We start from the raw sequence: 20997 nt of genomic DNA on the forward strand, positions 1-20997 counted from the left end.
GTTTTTTGTTTGTTTTATATAGTAGATAAAACTTTAATTTTTGTATCTTCATCTAATATATTAAATACATTTATCACGTCATACTCCCCTACCATGTATGTTTGTAAATATTTATAAAGTACATCTACAACTTCATAGTGTATTTGATTCCTAAAGTATAATTGTAAATTTGAGATATACATCATATAACACTTATTCATTCTAATTTCTACATATGGTAAGTTGCTTGCAATTCTAGATGTTTGAAAAAGTTCTTTTAACCTCATATATGCACATTCAGAATCTCTATTACTTACACAATCACTTAGTCTTTCGTCTAAAGCATACTCTATATTTACAACAGCATCTCTATTCATATAAAATTCTATATAGTAATCATTTTTACTATATTTAAATTGGTAAAAATCAGTAATTAGGCCCATAGATACGCTCCTTAAAATTAATAATGTGCTTATAATGACTTTATTATTATTTTCAATTTGACCTAATATTTATACCTAATAAAACAAAAAAATAAAAAGCTTTCGCTTTTTATTTTTTATAATACTCTTCTTGCATTTGTAAATGCTGAATTGTAATAACTATTAAATTGAGATACAACTACTTTTCCAGCTCCAGATGAAGCATGTATAAACTCATTATTACCCATATATATACCAACATGATTCACTGAGCCATCTTTATCTGTATCAAAGAATATTAAATCTCCTTTTTGAAGATTACTTTTACTTACAGCTTGTCCAAATCTACTTTGATCTCTAGATACTCTAGGTAAATTTACTGAAGCTGCATTTTTAAATACATATTGAGTAAATCCTGAGCAATCAAAACTATTAGGCCCTTCAGCACCCCATACATATGGTTTACCTAATTGTTGCATTCCTAGTGATATAACAGCATCAGCAGACTGTGATCCACTTATATCTCCACCACCTGAACCTGAGTCTACATTACCTAAATAACTAGATGACATATATCCTATCGTTCCATTGTAATTTATCTTTGACCATCCATTATTTTCTGATATAAATCCTACTTTTGTTCCTTTTCCTAATGAAGTTATTACTGAGTAACTTGTTCCTGGACCTTTTCTAAGATTTACTCTACTTCCAGTTACTTGCTTATCACTTTTTACTGTGTTGTCTTCTGTATTTCCTCCATTATTGTCTCCACCATTTGAATCTATATTACCTAAATAACTAGATGCCATATATCCTATTGTTCCATTATAACTTATCTTTGCCCATCCATTATTTTCTGATATAAATCCTACCTTTGTTCCTTTTCCCAATGAAGTTATTACTGAGTAGCTTGTTCCTGGTCCTTTTCTAAAGTTTACGCTACTTCCAGTTACTTGCTTATCGCTTTTTACTGTATTGTCTTCTGTATTTCCTCCATTATTATCTCCACCATTTGAATCTATATTGCCTAAGTAACTAGATGCCATATATCCTATTGTTCCATTATAACTTATCTTTGCCCATCCATTATTTTCTGATATAAATCCTACTTTTGTTCCTTTTCCTAATGAAGTTATTACTGAGTAACTTGTTCCTGGACCTTTTCTAAAGTTTACTCTACTTCCAGTTACTTGCTTATCACTTTTTACTGTATTGTCTTCTGTATTTCCTCCATTGTCATTAGAAGACCCTGACACGTAATCACTATGTATAAATCCTTCAGTCCCATTATTCTTTACTTTAACCCAAGTCCCAACTGTTTCTAAGTACTCGACTTTACTACCTTTGTTTAACTTTGCTATAGAAGCATAGTTTGTACCTGGTCCTTGTCTAAAATTAACACCGTTTCCCGTTACCGTTCTATAATCAACACTTTTATTTTGTGTGTTACTTTCATTATTTCCATTCGCAAACGATACCCCTCCAGATGCTGGAAGTATTATTGCTGCAGATATTAATCCTGCTAACATACTTTTTCGTTTTAATTTCATATATTTTATTACTCCTCTCCCTATATATTGACTTAATTTTGCAAAATAATTAATTTTATACTATAAGTATTATTGCAAAACTGTAAGTAAATGTCTATATATATAGTTTTTTTACCATTTATTACATGAAATGCCAACCATATTTTTTGTATCTTAAAGTATAAAGTATTATGATATAGTTTTAATAATTTTATTGAAGTATCTTCTTTTTATATGCTAATATATTTATTAGGTTTTATTAAGGAGGTTTAAGTATGAAACTAATATTAGCAGAAAAACCCTCTGTTGCAAAAACAATAGCATCTTTCTTAGGTGCTAAAACTAAACACGATGGATATTTTGAAGGAAATAATTATATAGTTACTTATGCGGTTGGGCACCTTGTTTCTTTATATGATGTTAAAGATTACGATAAATCTTATGCAGGCTCTTGGAAAAGCGAAAACTTTCCGTTTATACCTGATAAATTTAGATTTAAAGTTGATGGGTCTAAAACTAAGCAATTTAATATAGTAAAATCACTGCTTCATAGAAACGATGTAGATGAAATAATAAATGCTACAGATAATGACCGTGAAGGTGAACTTATAGCTTTTTTAATTTTTCTAACAGCTAAAAATAAAAAACCAGTAAAAAGAATATTGGTTAACGAATGGACTCCTGAAGATATAAAAAGAGGTCTTGCTACTTTAAAAACAGATGAGCAAATGAGAAATTTACAAGCAGCCGGATATACTAGACTTATAACTGACTGGTTAATTGGAATTAACTTTACTTCTATGACTACTTTAAAGTATGGTAATGGAAAACTTTTAAACATAGGTAGAGTTATACTTCCTACTGTAAAGTTAGTTTATGATAGAGACATGGAAATAGCTCACTTTGTTCCAAAGACTTACTACGAAATAGAAGGAAATTTCAAAAGTGGTAATGGAAATTATAAAGGTAAGTATATAAAAGGAAAAGAATCAAAGTTCGATAGTATAGATGATGCTAATAAAGTAATAGATAGTATTACTTCTGATACTGGTGTAGTTAAAGAAAAGAAAGTTACGACTTCTAAAGAATATGCTCCTAAATTATTCAGTTTAACTTCACTTCAAGGATATATTACATCTAAATACTCTAGTTTTACTTCTGATAAGGTATTAAAAGTATGTCAATCCTTATATGAAGGTAAAGGTAAGGGAGGATATATTACTTATCCTAGAACGGATTCTATTTTCTTGGAAGAAAGTTTAGCTGATAAGGCTTCTCAAACTTTAGAAAAACTTAAAGTTGGTCTTCCTTATGAAAATAAAATTAAGTTTGCTAAAACTAAAAGAGTTTTCGATTCATCTAAAGTAGACAGCCATAGTGCAATAATGCCTACTTATATAATTCCTAATAAGTTAACTCCTGATGAGGAAATTGTATATACTGCGATTAAAGATAGATTTATAGCTAACTTTATGCCTCCTGCTGAGTATGAAAATACTGAAATCCACACTTTTGTCAATGATCATAAGTTTTTAACTAAGGGTAAGGTTCTTAAGATAAAAGGATATTTAGAAGTGTACAATAAAGAAGAAAAAGACGATTTACTTCCTTTAGTTAACAAAGATGAAGTTGTCGATGTTTTAAAGATGGATATACTAACTAAACAAACTACACCTCCTAAGTCATATACTGAAGATACTTTGCTAAAAGCTATGAAAAACTGTGGTAAAAATGTTTCTGATGAAGATAGTGCTGTTTTATCAGGATATTCTATAGGTACTTCTGCAACTCGTGCTGAGGTTTTAAAGAAAATAGCTGAGGTTGGCTATGTTAATAAGAAAGGTAAATCTTACTATATAACTGATTTAGGTAAAAATTTAGTTGAGATATTCCCCTTAAAAGATTTACTTGATGTTGACTATACTGGTAAACTTGAAAAAAGTTTAAGTGATATTCAAAGAGGTGAGTTTACTAGAAGTGAATATTTAACTAATATAATGACCTTTATAGTAAATGGCGTTGAAGCTATTAAACGGGATTCTAATAAAAATATTAGTACTGAGGTTTATAGTTATAACCCTAAGACTAAGAGGTACTCTAAGGGCTCATTTTCTAGCGATGGGGCTAATCAAGAAAGTTTTGGTAAGTGTCCTGTTTGCCAAAATGATGTTGTCGAATGTTCTAAAGGATATATTTGTACTAATTATAAAGAGTGTAAATTTGGAATTTGGAATACGGATAAGTTTTTAGTAGCTTTAAAGAAAAAACCTAATAAAACTATGGTTAAAAGTATTTTGAAAAATGGTTTTGCTAAGGTTAAAGGATTAACTAGTAAAAATGGTAGTAAATTCGATGCCATCCTAAAATATACTAAAAAAGATAACGGATATTTCGCTTGGGATATGGAGTTTGAAAAAGAGGATATTTCTAAATAGGAGGACACAAAGGAGGAGCGTATAAGTTTTGATCACAAAGCTGAAAAAGTGCTTTGAAATGTGTCTAAAACTTACACATTCCTCCTTTGCTGCTATTTTTACATATCCTTTTTTAATTATTTAGAGATTGAAAAAGAGTTCTTGTAATATCTATTATCATTGTTGGGTATTCTCTTATTAAATAATTTATTCTAACTTTAATCGGAGTTTTTGATGCTAATCCATCACTTTCCATTCCCAGTATATTAGATATCAAAATAGCCCTAGTTAAATGAAATTCATTAGTTACTATAAGTAATTTTTCGTTTTCATCTTTTCTATTTTTTAAAATTTCTTTACTAAATTTTATATTTTCCAAAGTTGTAGTTGCTTTATCTTCTTTTACAATTTGTTTTTTATTAACTCCTTGTTCTATTAAATATCTACTCATGGCCTCTGCCTCCGATATAAGTTCATCTTTGCCTTGCCCACCTGATACTATTATCTGTGTATCTTTATTTAAGTTGTAATATTCAATAGCTTTATCTAGTCTTGATTTTAGTATATTCCCAACTTCATATCCATCAAGTCCTGCTCCCAATACTATTAAATAATTTACATTTTCTATTTCTTTGGCTTCTTTAAATTGATTTATATTTATTATCAAAGCCAATTCTATAATTATAAATGAAGTTATAAATATAACTACTAAAAAATTGTATACTTTAGATATTAATGTTAAATATTTTTTCTGTTTTGATTTAGCTAAACTTGTTAATATAAAACTAAAATATATAATCCAAATACTAGCTACTACAAATAAATCCGAAAAATTCACCCCGTTTATAAAAATTATTAATATACTAACTAATATTGCTCCTATTAATAAATAAGATTTTTTCATATGTCCTAATTATCTCCCTCGTTGTAACATTTTAAATATATGTGTTTATCAGATTTATTAAACTTTGTTCAAATTTTATATCATCTTCTTTTTGCCTCTTTTTTGGTCCTTTCATTCTTGATCCTGAGTTTCTTGCTTTTTTTGATAGATGTCTTGTAAATAATAATTGGTCTATATTTTCATTTGTATATACTTTCCCATTTTGATTTATTGGATATCCACATTTTGATAAAACCATTGCTGCTAGTCCATAATCTTGTGTTACTACAATATCGCCTTTGCTTACTTTGTTAACTAATGCAAAATCTACTGAATCTGCTCCTTTTGGAAGTGTTATTGTTTCAACTCCTGGTTTGTTAAACATATGAGCTGTGTCACACATTATTATAGTTTCTATGTTAAATTTCTTTGCTACTTTTATTGTTGTATCTACAACCGGACACCCATCTGCATCTATTAAGATTTTCATATTTTTCTCCTCATATACCTTGTATATAGACGTAACTTTTCATTACTCCCTATTAATCTAATTATAGTCCTAAAATGGGTAAAAAAAAAGACCGCTTCCGATGCAGTCTTTTAAAGGGTGGGTATTAGGTTAAAATACTATTTTATGGGGGGATAGTATTTTATCTAAAGGTTATAAGGAATCATTGGGATGATTGTCCTTTTAATATATATTACAAATTATGTCATTTCCTATTGTCTTATGCTTTGATTTTTTGTCTAATCTTGTTGCCTATGTTTAAATAATACTACATCTTTTTTATAAAATCTATAGTAAAATAGTTTTTTTTTGAAAAAAAAATTTTTTATGACAGAGCATAAAAAAACGTTAAATTAAATTTTAATTTTCAATTTATTTTAACGTTTTCCTACTTATTTTATATATTTTCTAATTTAATTTATATTATTTTTTGCTATGGTTTTAAGTCCCTTTAAAGTTAAAAATATAAATCCAAGTTTATAAATAGCTGGGAATATTAATATTAAATAAAAATATGCTTTATAATTTAATAACCCTAATAATTCTGGACTACTAGCTCTTAGTACTGAACCACCAATCCATACTACAGTAATATATACTGCTAACAACTTATATAACCTATACACATCACAACCTTGTGTACTTGCTATATTTTCAATTGGACCCCAAATTAAATATAGTATTATGCAAAATGAAATTAAGCCTATAACTAACCATATATATTGATTAATTCCAATAGATAAGTCGCTAACTAAGCCACATAATATCATTACTATATTTATTGTAACTACTCTTAATATTAATTTTTCATTTCTGCTTTCATAATACATTCCAATTAAACAAACTATAATTAATAAAAATGGTGTTGTTAATATCCAGTCCAAATATCTATTTAAATATAAGGGATCATCATTTATGTATATATGAAAATTAGTAGCTGCAAATATATATAAAATAATAGAAATAGTTAATATTAAAAAACTAAGTCCATAAAAAACATTCGAGACATCATTATATTTTTTTTTCATTATAAACAGTATTAACATACCTATCAACATTATTACTGTACAAATCCATGTTAAAACTATAATTTCTTGATTCATACTTATTATATCCTTTCAGTATTTTAATCTTTATAAGTAAGTTTTCCCAATTAATTGAAAAAAATTCGCTTACCCCATATATAAACCACTTTACTTATTTAAATTAAAATAGACTGATTTTAAGGTTTTATACCTTCAATACCAGTCTATTTTAATCTATTTTATTATAATTCCCATAAGTTTTGCTAATTCTAATGTTTGTGAAACTGAAAAAGTTCCGCCTGCTAAATTTTGTAATTTAAACTCGCAACCTTCTATATCACAAGTAGAAAAATCCACACCTTTTAGAGATGTTCCTGTGAATACGCAACTATTTAAGTTATTTGAATCTAATACTAATTTATGGTTATCAACTTCTTGAAAAACTCCACTTTGAAAATCTGAATCTTCAATAGATACACCCTTAAATTTTGAAAAAGAGAAATTAGAATATCTTCCTAAACTTTCTTTAAATACTACATCTTTTAATATAGCATCTTCAAACTTAGTTCCTGTTAATTTGCAGTTTATAAATTTTGCTCTATATATTCCACTGTCACTAAAATTTATATTAGACATATTACAATTTTCAAATATTACATCTGTTATATCAATTTTTCTAAAATCACAATTTTCAAATACTACATTTTTAAATATACAAGAATTGAAACTTACTCTAACTTCATAAATTCCTGATATAGTAGTATTTTCTACTATTTTATTTTCAAGATATTCTTCTTCAAAAATTTCATCAATTACATCATAAATTTCTTCTAAATTATTACTTATTTTGGGTTCTTGTATTTTATGTTTCATTCTAAAACTCCTTTATATCTTTATATGACTTCTTTTTATCAGTTTTTTGAGTTTCAGCTTGCTTTCCATATCCATAAGTATTTCTATATTTATATATGAACACTATAGATATTATCATAGATAACGTCTCTGCCATTGGTACTGACAGCCATACTCCATTTACACCTAAAAATATAGGTAAAATTATTATCCCTGATATTATAAATACAAAAGTTCTTAAAAATGATATAGTTGCTGATATTTTCCCATTGGAAAATGCAGTAAACATTGATGATGCAAATATATTTACTCCAGTTACTAAAAAACTAATAGAAAATATCATAAAGCCTGTATAACCTATATCAAATACATTTGTTCCTTTTGGTGAAAATATTCCAACTATATTTGGTGCAAACACCATTGATATTATAAACAGTGTTACAGAACTCATAGCTATAAATTTGGTGCTGTATTTAATTAGTTTTTTAAGCTCTACTTTATTCTCATTACCATAATTATAACTTATAATTGGTGCTACACCAGAAGAAAATCCTATATATGCAGAAGTTATTAAAAATTGTCCATATAAAACTATAGTTATAGCTGCTACTCCATCTGAACCTAAAAGTTTCATCATAACTATATTAAATAACATTGTAGTTACTCCTGTTGAAAGGTTAGTTACCATTTCTGACGAACCATTTGCACAAGTATTTGCTATGACTTTAAAATCTAGTTTTGGTTTTACAAAGTAAAGTATTGATTTCTTTTTCATAAAATATATAGTTCCAAGTATTGAAGGTAATAAATTACCTAATCCAGTTGCAATAGCTGCTCCTGATATTCCCATATTCATAGGTACTATAAATACATAATCTAATATCATATTAGTAAGCCCACCAATTATAGTAAGTATTAATCCTACATTTGGTTTTCCTGCTGTAATTGTTAAGTATTGAAATAATAAGTTCACTATAAATGCAGGCACAAATATAAGAAGTGCTAAAAAATAATCCATACAATAATCGTATAGACTTTCTGTTGAACCCATAATATTTAGAATTGGTTTTGCAAATATTAATCCTAATAAAGCTATTATAATTCCTAAAATTAATCCTAACACTATTATTAAAGTAAAGTTTTCTTTAGCTTCTCTTTCTTTGTTTTCTCCAAGTTTTTTGGCTATAACCGCACTACTTCCTGTTGCTAACATTACTGCTACTGCTATTACAACATTTATAAAGGGATATACTATATTAACTGCCGACAGTGCATCTGTATTTACAAATCTTGATACAAATACTCCATCAACGATTGTGTATAAAGATATAAATACCAACATTACAATAGATGGTATAGTAAACTTTATAAGTGATGAAAATGTAAAACTTTTTGCTAATGAATTATCCATTTAATCCTCCTTGATTATAATCTTTCTAAATAACTTATATTAATACTATAAGGTATATAGTTACTCTACAGTCAAGGCCTAAATTTTCTAAATTTTTAATTTTATGATGTTTTGCTTCATAACTTATGGGTATTCAAATTAAAGAGGTGACGTTAAATATGAACAATATAGACAAAATATTTATTAAAGAATTTGTTTCAAAGCTTCATTCAAACCCATTCGAAGTTAAGCTTTGGGACGGTGAGGAATTTTTAGTTGGACAAGGTGAACCAAGCTTTAAAGTTTGTTTTAACTCTCCACTAAGCAAGAAAGATTTATTAACTAGCACATCTTTAACCCTAGGAGAAGCTTACATGCGAAATGATATTAGTATCGATGGGGATTTATTAGTTACTCTAGATACTTTATTTGGTTGTCAAAAAGATCATTTCCATACTAATTTTTCAAAACTTGGAAAAATATTTTCTAAAGCTGGTAATGAAAAAAAACAAAAATCTGAAGTTTGTTATCACTATAATCTTGGTAATGATTTTTATAGCCTTTGGTTAGACAAAACACTTAGCTATTCTTGTGCTTACTTTAAAAATGAAAATGATACTTTATACGAAGCTCAAATGAATAAAATACACCATATCTTAAATAAACTTCAATTATCAGAAGGTGAAACTTTATTAGATATAGGTTGTGGGTGGGGTTACTTACTTATAGAAGCTGCCAAAAAATATAAGATAAAAGGAACTGGTATTACTTTAAGTGAAGAGCAATATAAAAAATTCCAAGAAAGAATTATAGAAGAAAATCTTGAAGATTATTTAGAAGTTAAACTTATGGATTATAGAGATCTTGAACATTCTGGAATGACTTTTGATAAAATAGTAAGTGTTGGTATGCTTGAACATGTTGGTCGTGAACATTACGAATTATACTTAAAAAATGTAGATAGTGTATTAAAGCCGAAAGGATTATTTTTACTACATTACATAAGCGGTCTTACTGAGTCTCCTGGTGATGCTTGGATTAAAAAATATATATTCCCAGGTGGTGTTATTCCATCTTTACGTGAAATTATAGATTTATTCCCTAACTACAATTTCTATACATTAGATGTAGAAAGTTTAAGAAGACATTATACAAGAACTTTAATTGAGTGGTATAAAAACTTTGATAAAGAAAGAGATACTGTAAGAGGTATGTTTGGTGAAGAGTTTGTAAGAATGTGGGATTTATATTTAACTTCTTGCGCTGCTTGCTTTAATAATGGAGTTATAGATTTACATCAAATTTTAATAAGCAAAGGTGTTAATAATGAAATTAGCATGACTAGAGCTTATATGTATGAAGATTAATTTAATATGAAAAATGAGTAGATTTCTTGTTATAATTAAGTCAATTGTATTGAGAAATATGTACATTTTTTAATATTTACATAATAATGGGGGGGTACTAAAATGGTACCCCCCTTTAATTTACCTATTTTTTATAATTTTATATGCCCATCTACTATATTAATTATTCTATCTGCTTTTTTAGCTATGTTTATATCATGAGTTATAACTATTAAAGTTTGATTAAACTTTTTAATAGATTTTTTAAGTAGTTCCATTACTTCTTCTGTAGTTTTACTGTCTAAGTTTCCTGTAGGTTCATCAGCAAGTATTATACTTGGCTTTGTCGACAATGCTCTACCTATTGCTACTCTTTGTTGTTGTCCTCCTGATAATTGACTTGGAAGATGTGTTTTTCTTTCTTTAAGCCCTAGTATTTCGATTAATTCGCTTATATATATTTCATCTATATCATCATTTCCTAACATAAGAGGAAGTTCTATATTTTCTTCTACATTTAATACTGGTATTAAATTATATTGTTGAAATACAAACCCAACTTCTTTTCTTCTGTACTCTGCAAGGTCTTTGTCTTTTAATTTACTTATATCTTTTCCATTTACTTTTATACTTCCCCCACTTAACCTTTCAAGTCCTCCTAATAAATGTAGTAGTGTACTTTTACCACTTCCACTTGGTCCTATTACAGCTACGAACTCCCCTTTTTCTATATTTATATTTATATTATCAAGCGCATTTACTTTGCTTTCTTTACTTCCATAAGTTTTTGATAAATTTATAGTCTCTAAAATTGACATATTATTTCCCTCCAAATTTATATTTTAAATATCTAGTTATTCGTTTATATTCACCATTTCAACCACACTTATTTTTTCTAATTTTTTAGCTGGTAAATATGTTGTAAGTACTCCAACTAAAGTGTTTAGTCCTATAATTAATATATAATCCATATATCTTATACTAAAATCTATTCCATATTTTGAAAGTCCAAAAGAATTATAAGTCATTTTATTTAATACTAAAGATACACCTATAATAATTAAGCTTGATATAAGTGTATATATAAGCCCCTCAAATATTATCATCTTTTTGAAGTCTTTGTTGTTAAGCCCTACAGCTCTTAGCATTCCAAATTCATTAGTTCTATCTAGTATACTTTGACTTATGTTGTTTACTATATTTACAATAGCTATTATAAATAGTACTACTACCATTCCAGCATTATAAATTCTAGATTTTTCATACATAGCATCTCTATTTGATTTTTCTTCAATTATGTTTCTAGCCATTGCCCCATTTACTTTTATAGTAGTTTTTAAAATTTCATCATATACTTTTTTGTCATTTGCGCCTTGCTCTAAATTTATATTTATAGCTTGATAAGCTTCACTTCCTGTAATTTGTTTAAATTTATTATCACTAACTATTACATCTATACATTCATCTGATGTGTATGTATCTTCTGCCATAAATGGATAACTAACTATTGCACCTACTTTAAATTCTTTTTCAATGTATTTAGCATCTTTATCTTCTAACGTTATAAATTCTATCGGTCTTTCTCCATCTTCTCTAAATTTAACTTTTACAGTGTCTCCTATTTTTATATCTGCAACTGGCTTTCCATTGTCTATAGTTTCATAATATGTTTCACCTTCATGTTTTTCTTCTGTAACTCTAGGTATATAGACTACTGCTAAATCTTCATTTTTCATTTTCTCAATGTCTATATTACCTTCAACTAAATAATTATTTAGATATTTTAATGCCTTATCATCATATCCTCTAAGATTTTGTTTTAATATAAGCTCATTGTTTAACTTGTCTTTTACTAAATATCCTTTAAATAATCTCTCTCCTCTTATTGATTTATTTTCACTTTCAAAGTAGCCTTTATTGGTTATATCCTTTTCATCCATAACCATTCTGCCGTTCATTATTTGAGATTTTACTACTTCTTTTACTCCAGCTATATTTTCAATTTTATTTATATCATCTTTAGTTAATCCACCTCTTTGATTTTCAGTTCCATATACATCTATCCTCATATCAGAGTTGCTATACATAGCTCTATCTATTATAAAATCATCTTCTTGAGATAAATGTAATTTATAGTTTGAATTTATAAATAATATTCCACATATACTCATAGATAAAATTATCATTATACATCTCTTTTTATTTCTCAATATATTTTTAAATGATATAGCTTTATAAGTCTTCATATATTTTCTTAATATTTTAACAGTTATCATATTTCTTTTTATATTGTCAGCTTTTCTATTTCCTTTTATAGCATCTATTATTGATAGCTTATTTATTTTTCTATAAGTAAAAAATGCTATTAACAATAATATTACAATCATAAACAGTATAGCTAATATGATTTCAGTAATTGGGTAAATCATATGTAATTTTATTATTTCTCCATTTAAAGCTATATTTGTTTTTAGTTCACTTGCATATTTATTAGATATAGCTGAAACTATAAGCCCTAATACAATTCCTATAGGTATTCCTATAAGTGATAAACTCATTAATTCATTTAATATAAGTTTAAATACTTTAAAGTTCCTAGCTCCTATTGCCCTTAATATGCCATATTCTTTAAATCTTTTGTACATAGATATATTGAAAATACTATATACTACCACTCCACATATTAAACTTATAGTTAATGCACTTAAAACTGTATTTAAGCTAACATTATTTGCATCTCGTGATATTGTTATTAAATCATCTGAACTTGATATATTATCTTTATTTACATTAGCTTTTTTAGCTAACTCTAATATGTAAGTTGGAATATCTATTTTTTCATTAAATGCTAGTCCAACCTCTAAGTGTTCACTATTTTTTTGTAGAGGTAAATACATTTGCATTTTACCAATTTGCTTTTCTGTTGGTCTATCTTTTATAATTCCTACTAACTTAAATTCTTCATCTTTAACATTTTTATTTGTATCTTCAATGTTAAGTTTTATAGTTTGATTTAACTTAGGTTCTAATCCAAGATTTTTTAATACCCATTCTTCAGCTACAATTTCATTTCTAGCCTTTGCAAATCTTCCTTTTTCAAGTCTTGAATTTGAAATTATATAATCTTCATTACAATTGACCATTATTACAGATTGTTTTTCTTTATCTGTAGTTATTCCATGAAAATTAAAAGCTCCTACATTTTCTAGATTTTCACTATTTTCTATTATTTTTAATTGCTTATCATTTAAATCTTTAAAAGTTGTATGATATATTCCTGTGTTGTATTTCATAGTTTGTAAACTATTCATGTCTTCTGTTTTTGTTAAAGTTAATATTCCTACAATCATTGCTACTGATAAAACTATGCTTAGTATAATTGCAAAGGATCTTGCTTTATATGTTTTCATATATCTAAGCCCTAAATTTAATTTTTTTCGCATTGCTTATTACCCCTCTCTTTTTTAAGCTAATTGCTTTTATAAGAGAATTGTATCTTAGTTTTTTTACATAAAAAGGAATTTAGATTCATTGTACAAACTTTGTTGATAAATTGTAATAATTAAACACTTTCGTAATAAATTCTTAATAATTTAGAGTATAGTTTATAAGCTTATTTGCGAAAACTCTATGTTATAATTATTTTAAAGGAGTGATTTTTAATGTGCGAAAATATATTAATAGTTGATGATGATAAAGAAATAGTTGAAGCTATAGAGTTTTATTTAAAACCAGAAGGATTTAATATTTTAAAAGCTTATGATGGTTTAGAAGCTATTGAAAGTTTAATAGATAATAATATAGATTTAGTTATTATGGATGTTATGATGCCTAATATGGATGGACTTAAAGCAACACTTAAGATACGTGAAGATAATAATATACCTATAATTCTTTTATCTGCTAAAAATCAGGATATGGACAAGATTTTAGGGCTTAATATGGGGGCAGATGATTATGTTACTAAACCTTTCAATCCGTTAGAGCTTATAGCTCGTGTTAAATCTCAACTTAGAAGGTTTATTAATTTGAATCATAGAGGTGAAGATGTTAATTGTGATGATAGTGCTTGTGTACTTATTAGTGGTGGTCTTTGTTTAAATAAAGATACTAAAGTTGTTACATTAGATGGTGAGGTTGTTAAGGTTACACCTATTGAATTTAAAATGTTGGAATTTTTACTTGAAAATAAGGGTATGGTTTTTTCTTCTAAAGACATTTATGAAAAAGTTTGGGATGATATTGCTTATAATTGTGAAAAAACTGTTGCTGTACATATAAGAAGGATTAGAGAAAAAATAGAGATAAATCCAAAAGAACCAAAATATTTGAAGGTGGTGTGGGGAATTGGCTACAAAATTGAAAAAATTATTTATTAATAATCCATATTTAAAGTTTTTATCTTTATTTGTACTTTTTATAGCCTTATCGATATTATTTGAGGTGTGTTTTAATATTATGTTTAATTTTTTAGGTGAATCTACTACTGAATTTATACCTAAATATTATTTATTTGGTATAGTTAATGAACATCCTAAAACTGAACTATTGGTAATTCAAAAAAACATTGCTTTTATTACTTCTATAATATCCTTAATTTCTTTTACATTCTATATATTTAACCGTAAATCTGAGGTTAAACTTATAAATGCTTCAGTTAAATTAATAAATTTCGCATCTATTGAACTAATTACAATTTGTATAATATTTGTTTTTATGAGTAGATATTCAGTTTGGAAGCGTACTATGGAATTTTATGATACAGATTTAATTATAGCTAATATCATAATTTCTTGGATGATTTATCTATTTTATCTCAGCATTTGTTCTAGCAAACATAATATTCAATTGAGATTTATTTCTATACAGTTAATAAAAAAATTCATTTCTAAAAACAATGCAAATACATTAATAAAAAAAATATCTACTATATTTGTATTGGCTATAGTAGCTCAATTTATTTTTATATTTCTGACAATGATTATTTTTAATTCTTGGCCTGTATATGCATTAACTAGAGGTATTTATCTATCAAGTATAAGTCTAATATGCTATTCATACATTTATAAGAAAATAGAAGAAAAAATAGATTATATAGAGTATTTAGAACGTAATATAAAAAATGTAGAAAATGGAAATTTAAAATATAAACTAGATGTTATTGGAAATGATGAACTTGCTTCTATTGCAACTAGTATAAATAATATTGGTGAGGGTTTAGATAAGGCTTTAGAAGCTCAACTTAAAAATGAAAAAATGAAAACCGAACTTATAACTAATGTAAGTCATGACCTAAAAACTCCACTTACTTCTCTTATTAGTTATATAGATATATTAAAAAATAATGATTTAAATAAACAAACTACTAAAAATTATTTAGATATTCTTGATAAAAAATCTTTAAGACTTAAAAATTTGGTAGACGATATTTTTGAAGCTTCTAAAATCAGTAGTGGGGATATAGATCTTCATTTTGAAAAAACAGATATAAAAGAGCTTCTAATTCAAAGCATTGTAGAACTAGATGACAAAATAGAATCTTCTACATTAGATTTTGTAGTAAATACTCCAAATGAACCTATTTTTACTAATATAGATGGTAGACGAATGTTTAGGGTATTTGACAATCTTATTTCTAATGCAGTCAAATATTCTATGCCCAATACTAGAGTATATGTAGATGTAGATACAGATTGCGATAACGTTTTAATTACTATGAAAAATATTTCTAATCATAAGTTAAATATTTCTCCAGATGAACTTCTAGAAAGATTTGTTCGTGGTGATGTTTCAAGAAATACTAGCGGAAGTGGTCTTGGCCTTTCAATTTCTAAAAATTTAGTTGAAATGCAAGGTGGAAACCTTGAATTAGATATAGATGGTGATTTATTTAAAGTTAAACTTAAGTTTAAAATCATTCAAAATTTAAGTAAATGCGAAGCTTCATAAAATTAATAAGGGGGTAACAATTAGTTACCCCTTATTATGTTTTATTCCAAAGTTTTAATTTGTTCTATAAAGTCTTCTTTTTGTATCTGTTTTAATGTTTTTACTATTATAAGCATAATTATAGCCAGTAACATTCCACAAATAAGTATCCCAGCTAATATAAATTTTAGATTTATTAAATGAATGTTAGTAAAATCTTTTATTATTATACTTCTAACCATTAAACTAGGAACTATAGCAATAACAAATCCCATTCCAACATATACAAATCCCTCTAGTTTAACTATTTTTGCTATCTCATCTTTTGATATTCCAATACCTCTAAAAAGTGCAAATTCTCTGGTTCTACTATTTATACTTGTAATTATAATATTACAACAGTTAAATAAAGATAAAGTAATTATAACTCCTACTACAATTATCATAACTAATGTTTTTTGATTATCACCTTTTTCAATTTTACCAGCTTCAGATTTATATGGTATTAGTATTCCTTTATCACTTTTATCTATTATCTTATCTAATTTATCCTCTACATAACTATCATTTGCTAGTTTGCTAGTCCATACATCAAATCTTTCATAGGATTTAACTCCAGTAAACTTATCCATTTGATTAGCTGACATTACAGCTCCAAATTCTGCTCCTGCGCCTTGAGAAGTTAATGGTATTGAACCCATTATTCCTCCAACAGTAAATTTTTTGGATAAAGTTTCTTTATATTCATTTGATTTAACATCAATTATCTCAAAGTTAACTTTTACTCTATCACCTACTTTTAGCTTAAATTTTTCACTTGAATTTTTATCTATGTATATATATGGCTCATCATTTAATTTTTTTATATTTTCTTTGCCTTCTATAAGCACTTTATCTAATATATCTATATTTTCAATTCCCATAACCTCAAAACTTTCTCTATATGCTTTACTTCCTTCTCTAAGTTCTATAATATCTGCCTTTTGTTCAAAATGATCTTTTGATTTTTTCCAATAAGTCGAATTTTTATCTATTTTATTAATATCTATATCTATATGCAATAGTTTAACTCTAGATGCTTCTACCTTTTTAACTCCATCTATCTTTCTTATTTGTTCTAATGTACTTTTGTCATACCCCATTTGATTATCCATAGCACTATATATGTCAATGTTGTGCATCAAGTAATCACCTGGTATCCAATGTCTTAATTCATTATTATTCAAAAAATTACTTGTAGATTTTGTATATACTGTCATCATTAAGAATATAATAATCGTCATAGATGCTACAGCCAACCTTGTACGCTTTTTATTACGTTGAAGGTTTTTAGAAGCTATATTTCCATAATCCTTAAAATACTTTGTCATAAATTTAGTTATAATTGAATTTTGGTTTATTTTTATTTTTTCTTCACTTCTTCTCATACAAACCATAGGATCAGTTTTATATGACATTATAAGTGGTTTTAATACTGCTATTGCTATTGTTAATATACTCAATGAAGCTGATATTATATATACACTTAAATAATTATTACTTTTAATTGAGTTTACATAGTTAATATCATATATAGCTCCTATTACATAACTTCTCGATAATTCTACTACCACTCCACCTAATAACAACCCTATAGGAATACTTATAACTGTATATATAAGTACTTCTAAAACCATTATTTTTGAAATATCTGTTGGGATAAATCCTACTGCTCTTAATATACCGAAGTCTTTAGTCCTACTATATACTAGCGTGTAAAAAATATTATATATTAATAATATAGTTGCTAGAGCAAGAATTATATTAACTATTATATATGGTATCTTTAAACTCAAACTATCTGACATTGCTAATATTAATGGATTATTCAAATTCATATTATCTTTTTTTAAATTTCCATCTTTAACAAGAGTCTCAACTTGTTTTTGTATATTTTTTTCTTTTGTAAATTTAAATATAGCTTGATCATATTTATTTTCCAAAGGTATATTCTTCTTAGCACTTTCTTCAGTTATACACCCAAGCGATGTTCCCTGAGCTTTTAGAATATGACTCGATTTTAAAATCCCAGTTATCTTAAAGTCTTTTTCCCCTTTGTAAACTACTTCGCCTTTTGAGTTGTAATTTTTATAGTCTAGTTTTATAGTTTTTCCTATTGGATTTTGTATATCTTTTTGTTCTATATACCAACTATCTATTGCAATTTCATTTTCTTTAATAGGTAAATTACCTTTTTCCAGTTTATAGCTTTCAGATAATTCCTGCGCATTTTTATCATCAGCTATTATTTGTAACATTTGCCCATTCCCGATATCGTGAATACCTAATAATAACGATGTTCCTACTTTTTCTATATTGGGATTGTTTTTTAAGAAATTTAAATTTTCATTTGTTGGGTAAGCATATGAGGCATGCTTTGTTCCTAATTCTTTTTTTGATTGGTCAATAATTAAATTTCTTGCATCTTCACTGATTATATTCATTACTAAAAATAATGCAGTAGAAATTATAATACTTATAATTATCAAAATAGCATTTTTTTTATTTTTAAATATATATTTTTTAACTATATCATTTAATCTCATATACTCACCTACTATCTAAGATATCCATCTTCAATTTTTAAAACTCTATCTGCATATTTAGCAATATCTATATTATGTGTTATCATTATTAGAGTTTGATTAAACTTTCTTTGGGATTCTTTTAAAAGATTTAAAACCTCTGATTCTGTTTTTGTATCTAGATTTCCAGTAGGCTCATCTGCAAATATGATTGCTGGTTTGTTTACAAGTGCTCTTCCTATTGCCACTCTTTGTTGTTGTCCACCTGAAAGTTGATTTGGTAAGTGATTTTTCCTATCTTTTATACTAAGTAACTCCATCAGTTCATTAATATATTTATCATCTTTATTATCTGTATTTATTGTTGGTAGCTTTATATTTTCTTCAACCGTTAATACAGGAATTAAATTGTATGACTGAAATATTAGCCCTATTTTTTCTTTTCGCAAAAGTGATCTTTCCTTTTCATTTAGTTGTGAAATATTTATATTATCTATAATTACATCTCCATTTGTTGGTTTTTCAAGCCCTGCCATTATATGAAGAAGTGTACTTTTTCCACTTCCACTTTTTCCTACTATAACGACAAATTCACCTTTGTTTATTTCTAGATTTATATTGTTTAAAGCTTTTACTTCTGTTTCTCCTTGTCCATATACTTTAGTCAAATTTTTTATTTTTAAAATACTCATATAATCGCTCCTATCGAATTTTTCATTTGGAAATTAAAAAAGATGTTATTTTTAGTAAGTACAAATTAAATATTTTTCATATATTTAATCTTTTCCTTACAAAAATAACATCTCGTATTTTATTTTTCAATATTATAACTACAACTGGACATTTTGAGAATACAAGTGGAAGTTTTCTATTCTTAAAGGTATACAAATATTTACTAAAAACTTATTTTCCAAATTATTTATTTCTAAATTTCCATTGTATTTTTCTACCGAAGTTTTCATGCTTCTAATGCCTATACCATGTAAAAATTTATCTTTTTTATCTGTGATAATTTTTCCATTTTCTAGTTTAACTTTATTAAGTTTTGTATTTTCACATTTTATAATATACAATTTTTTAACTACAGTACCTTTTATTTTTATTTTTTTATCTATACTTTTATCTTCTATCTTTTCACAAGCTTCTATAGCATTATCTATCATATTTGAAAATATACTACATACATCTGCAACATCTATAAAATTACATTCTTTAAAATTTATATCAGCAAACAAATCTATTCCTTTGTTTTGACAAATGTTCTTTTTATCATTTAATATAATGTCTAAAATCATATTGTTAGTATTAAATATAGATGTACATTCTTCAAGTTTATTATTTATATTTGTTATATAATCATTTTTAACATATAAAATTTCTATACATATCATATGATTTTTCATATCATGATATAAATTTTTTATTTTTAGTTGAGATTCTTGCATATTTATATAATATTTATATTGTAAATCTATATTATCTTTTATACTCTTATTCTCAGCTCTTAAATTGCTATCTTTTATAACTCTTATTATCAGCCACATGAAAAAGCTATTTAAAATCAATGTACTAATTGAAATGCCAATAATAATCATATCTAAAAAAACATTCGTAATTGATTGTGTTGCTGTATATATAATAGTAAATATTAATATAGCACTTATCAAATTTACTATTATAGAAATAAATATATATCTATATTCTTTTTTATTAAATTTAATTTTCAATTTTAAAATTTTAAATACTGTAACTAAGTATATTAATAATAACTTAGATAAAACAGCTACTTCTAACATCACCAATTTATCATACATCAATGTATAGTACCACCAGTATTCCATCTCATTAATTCTATTACATAGTACAGATAAAAATAAATAAATTAATTCTTTAATTAATTTCAATGCAAAAACATAAGAGATACTTATAACTATACATCTATCTATACTCATTTCATAATTAATATATAGAAATATAAATATTAAAGTTATATATATTATTAACTTTGGTATTTCAACTACAATCAAAGATATATTTAGTGATATGCTTAAACTCATTACTATTATTTCGATAAAAGTAATTAATATTGAGCATATCACTAAACTTAAATTCAACTTAGTTTTATTAGTTTTTAAATTTATCGTTCCAGATAGTAGT

General features: G+C 26.2%; 16 protein-coding genes. 4 read left to right on the top strand and 12 right to left on the bottom strand.

The genetic code is table 11. From position 1 onward, the window contains the following. Positions 1-14 precede the first annotated feature (14 nt). Positions 15-422 carry a hypothetical protein gene (locus tag ACRCYC_RS13355; RefSeq protein WP_438619629.1) on the bottom strand — a complete coding sequence of 136 codons (408 nt, stop codon included), beginning with the start codon at positions 420-422 and terminating at the stop codon, positions 15-17. Positions 423-538: 116 nt separating this feature from the next. After that, positions 539-1951, bottom strand: coding sequence for a C40 family peptidase (locus ACRCYC_RS13360; protein WP_438619630.1), 1413 nt, complete (start codon positions 1949-1951; stop codon positions 539-541). Between the two features lie 254 nt (positions 1952-2205). On the opposite strand from ACRCYC_RS13360, the gene ACRCYC_RS13365 reads away from it, so the two are divergent. Beyond that, a complete protein-coding gene (locus ACRCYC_RS13365; protein ID WP_438619631.1) occupies positions 2206-4365 on the top strand; it encodes a DNA topoisomerase in 2160 nt (719 codons plus the stop codon). A gap of 112 nt (positions 4366-4477) precedes the next feature. Here ACRCYC_RS13365 and ACRCYC_RS13370 read toward each other — a convergent pair whose 3' ends face one another. The 5 genes from ACRCYC_RS13370 to ACRCYC_RS13390 all read right to left on the bottom strand — a co-directional run bounded on the left by ACRCYC_RS13370 (position 4478) and on the right by ACRCYC_RS13390 (position 9023). Next, positions 4478-5248, bottom strand: a complete 771-nt coding sequence (locus tag ACRCYC_RS13370) for a YdcF family protein (protein ID WP_438619632.1) — start codon at positions 5246-5248, stop codon at positions 4478-4480. Positions 5249-5279: 31 nt separating this feature from the next. Then, a complete protein-coding gene (locus ACRCYC_RS13375; RefSeq protein WP_438619633.1) occupies positions 5280-5717 on the bottom strand; it encodes a YaiI/YqxD family protein in 438 nt (145 codons plus the stop codon). Positions 5718-6148: 431 nt separating this feature from the next. After that, positions 6149-6838 carry a bacteriorhodopsin gene (locus ACRCYC_RS13380; protein ID WP_438619634.1) on the bottom strand — a complete coding sequence of 230 codons (690 nt, stop codon included), beginning with the start codon at positions 6836-6838 and terminating at the stop codon, positions 6149-6151. Positions 6839-6994: 156 nt separating this feature from the next. Further along, positions 6995-7633, bottom strand: coding sequence for a pentapeptide repeat-containing protein (locus ACRCYC_RS13385; protein WP_438619635.1), 639 nt, complete (start codon positions 7631-7633; stop codon positions 6995-6997). A 1-nt stretch (position 7634) separates the two neighbouring features. Beyond that, positions 7635-9023: an MATE family efflux transporter gene (locus ACRCYC_RS13390; RefSeq protein WP_438619636.1), complete on the bottom strand. Its 1389-nt coding sequence runs from the start codon at positions 9021-9023 to the stop codon at positions 7635-7637. Between the two features lie 158 nt (positions 9024-9181). Between ACRCYC_RS13390 and ACRCYC_RS13395 the strand changes: the two genes are divergently transcribed. Continuing rightward, complete coding sequence (locus tag ACRCYC_RS13395; protein ID WP_438619637.1) at positions 9182-10369, top strand: class I SAM-dependent methyltransferase; 1188 nt, start codon at positions 9182-9184, stop codon at positions 10367-10369. A gap of 131 nt (positions 10370-10500) precedes the next feature. Here ACRCYC_RS13395 and ACRCYC_RS13400 read toward each other — a convergent pair whose 3' ends face one another. Together ACRCYC_RS13400 and ACRCYC_RS13405 are read right to left on the bottom strand one after the other, a co-directional pair. Next, entirely contained in the window at positions 10501-11166 is a 666-nt protein-coding gene (locus ACRCYC_RS13400) for an ABC transporter ATP-binding protein (protein WP_438619638.1), read from the bottom strand. 36 nt (positions 11167-11202) lie between these two features. Then, positions 11203-13791 (bottom strand): ABC transporter permease, encoded by a 2589-nt coding sequence (locus tag ACRCYC_RS13405; RefSeq protein ID WP_438619639.1) that lies wholly within the window; start codon positions 13789-13791, stop codon positions 11203-11205. Positions 13792-14010: 219 nt separating this feature from the next. On the opposite strand from ACRCYC_RS13405, the gene ACRCYC_RS13410 reads away from it, so the two are divergent. Next, positions 14011-14727 carry a response regulator transcription factor gene (locus ACRCYC_RS13410; protein ID WP_438619640.1) on the top strand — a complete coding sequence of 239 codons (717 nt, stop codon included), beginning with the start codon at positions 14011-14013 and terminating at the stop codon, positions 14725-14727. Positions 14728-14806: 79 nt separating this feature from the next. Then, positions 14807-16297, top strand: coding sequence for a HAMP domain-containing sensor histidine kinase (locus ACRCYC_RS13415; protein ID WP_438619641.1), 1491 nt, complete (start codon positions 14807-14809; stop codon positions 16295-16297). 41 nt (positions 16298-16338) lie between these two features. Here ACRCYC_RS13415 and ACRCYC_RS13420 read toward each other — a convergent pair whose 3' ends face one another. The 3 genes from ACRCYC_RS13420 to ACRCYC_RS13430 all read right to left on the bottom strand — a co-directional run. Continuing rightward, positions 16339-18861, bottom strand: a complete 2523-nt coding sequence (locus tag ACRCYC_RS13420) for an FtsX-like permease family protein (protein ID WP_438619642.1) — start codon at positions 18859-18861, stop codon at positions 16339-16341. A gap of 11 nt (positions 18862-18872) precedes the next feature. Further along, positions 18873-19532 carry an ABC transporter ATP-binding protein gene (locus tag ACRCYC_RS13425; RefSeq protein WP_438619643.1) on the bottom strand — a complete coding sequence of 220 codons (660 nt, stop codon included), beginning with the start codon at positions 19530-19532 and terminating at the stop codon, positions 18873-18875. Positions 19533-19670: 138 nt separating this feature from the next. Further along, positions 19671-20997: GHKL domain-containing protein (locus ACRCYC_RS13430; RefSeq protein ID WP_438619644.1), on the bottom strand; the 1327-nt coding region annotated here is incomplete at its 5' end.

The organism is Paraclostridium sp. (assembly GCF_051657365.1).
GTDB lineage: Bacteria > Bacillota > Clostridia > Peptostreptococcales > Peptostreptococcaceae > Paraclostridium.

Excerpts from the sequence above, each read along its gene's own strand:
- ACRCYC_RS13355 (WP_438619629.1), bottom strand. The coding sequence starts at position 422 with ATGGGCCTAATTACTGATTTTTACCAATTTAAATATAGTAAAAATGAT.
- ACRCYC_RS13360 (WP_438619630.1), bottom strand. The coding sequence starts at position 1,951 with ATGAAATTAAAACGAAAAAGTATGTTAGCAGGATTAATATCTGCAGCA.
- ACRCYC_RS13365 (WP_438619631.1), top strand. The coding sequence starts at position 2,206 with ATGAAACTAATATTAGCAGAAAAACCCTCTGTTGCAAAAACAATAGCA.
- ACRCYC_RS13370 (WP_438619632.1), bottom strand. The coding sequence starts at position 5,248 with ATGAAAAAATCTTATTTATTAATAGGAGCAATATTAGTTAGTATATTA.
- ACRCYC_RS13375 (WP_438619633.1), bottom strand. The coding sequence starts at position 5,717 with ATGAAAATCTTAATAGATGCAGATGGGTGTCCGGTTGTAGATACAACA.
- ACRCYC_RS13380 (WP_438619634.1), bottom strand. The coding sequence starts at position 6,838 with ATGAATCAAGAAATTATAGTTTTAACATGGATTTGTACAGTAATAATG.
- ACRCYC_RS13385 (WP_438619635.1), bottom strand. The coding sequence starts at position 7,633 with ATGAAACATAAAATACAAGAACCCAAAATAAGTAATAATTTAGAAGAA.
- ACRCYC_RS13390 (WP_438619636.1), bottom strand. The coding sequence starts at position 9,023 with ATGGATAATTCATTAGCAAAAAGTTTTACATTTTCATCACTTATAAAG.
- ACRCYC_RS13395 (WP_438619637.1), top strand. The coding sequence starts at position 9,182 with ATGAACAATATAGACAAAATATTTATTAAAGAATTTGTTTCAAAGCTT.
- ACRCYC_RS13400 (WP_438619638.1), bottom strand. The coding sequence starts at position 11,166 with ATGTCAATTTTAGAGACTATAAATTTATCAAAAACTTATGGAAGTAAA.
- ACRCYC_RS13405 (WP_438619639.1), bottom strand. The coding sequence starts at position 13,791 with ATGCGAAAAAAATTAAATTTAGGGCTTAGATATATGAAAACATATAAA.
- ACRCYC_RS13410 (WP_438619640.1), top strand. The coding sequence starts at position 14,011 with ATGTGCGAAAATATATTAATAGTTGATGATGATAAAGAAATAGTTGAA.
- ACRCYC_RS13415 (WP_438619641.1), top strand. The coding sequence starts at position 14,807 with ATGTTTAATTTTTTAGGTGAATCTACTACTGAATTTATACCTAAATAT.
- ACRCYC_RS13420 (WP_438619642.1), bottom strand. The coding sequence starts at position 18,861 with ATGAGATTAAATGATATAGTTAAAAAATATATATTTAAAAATAAAAAA.
- ACRCYC_RS13425 (WP_438619643.1), bottom strand. The coding sequence starts at position 19,532 with ATGAGTATTTTAAAAATAAAAAATTTGACTAAAGTATATGGACAAGGA.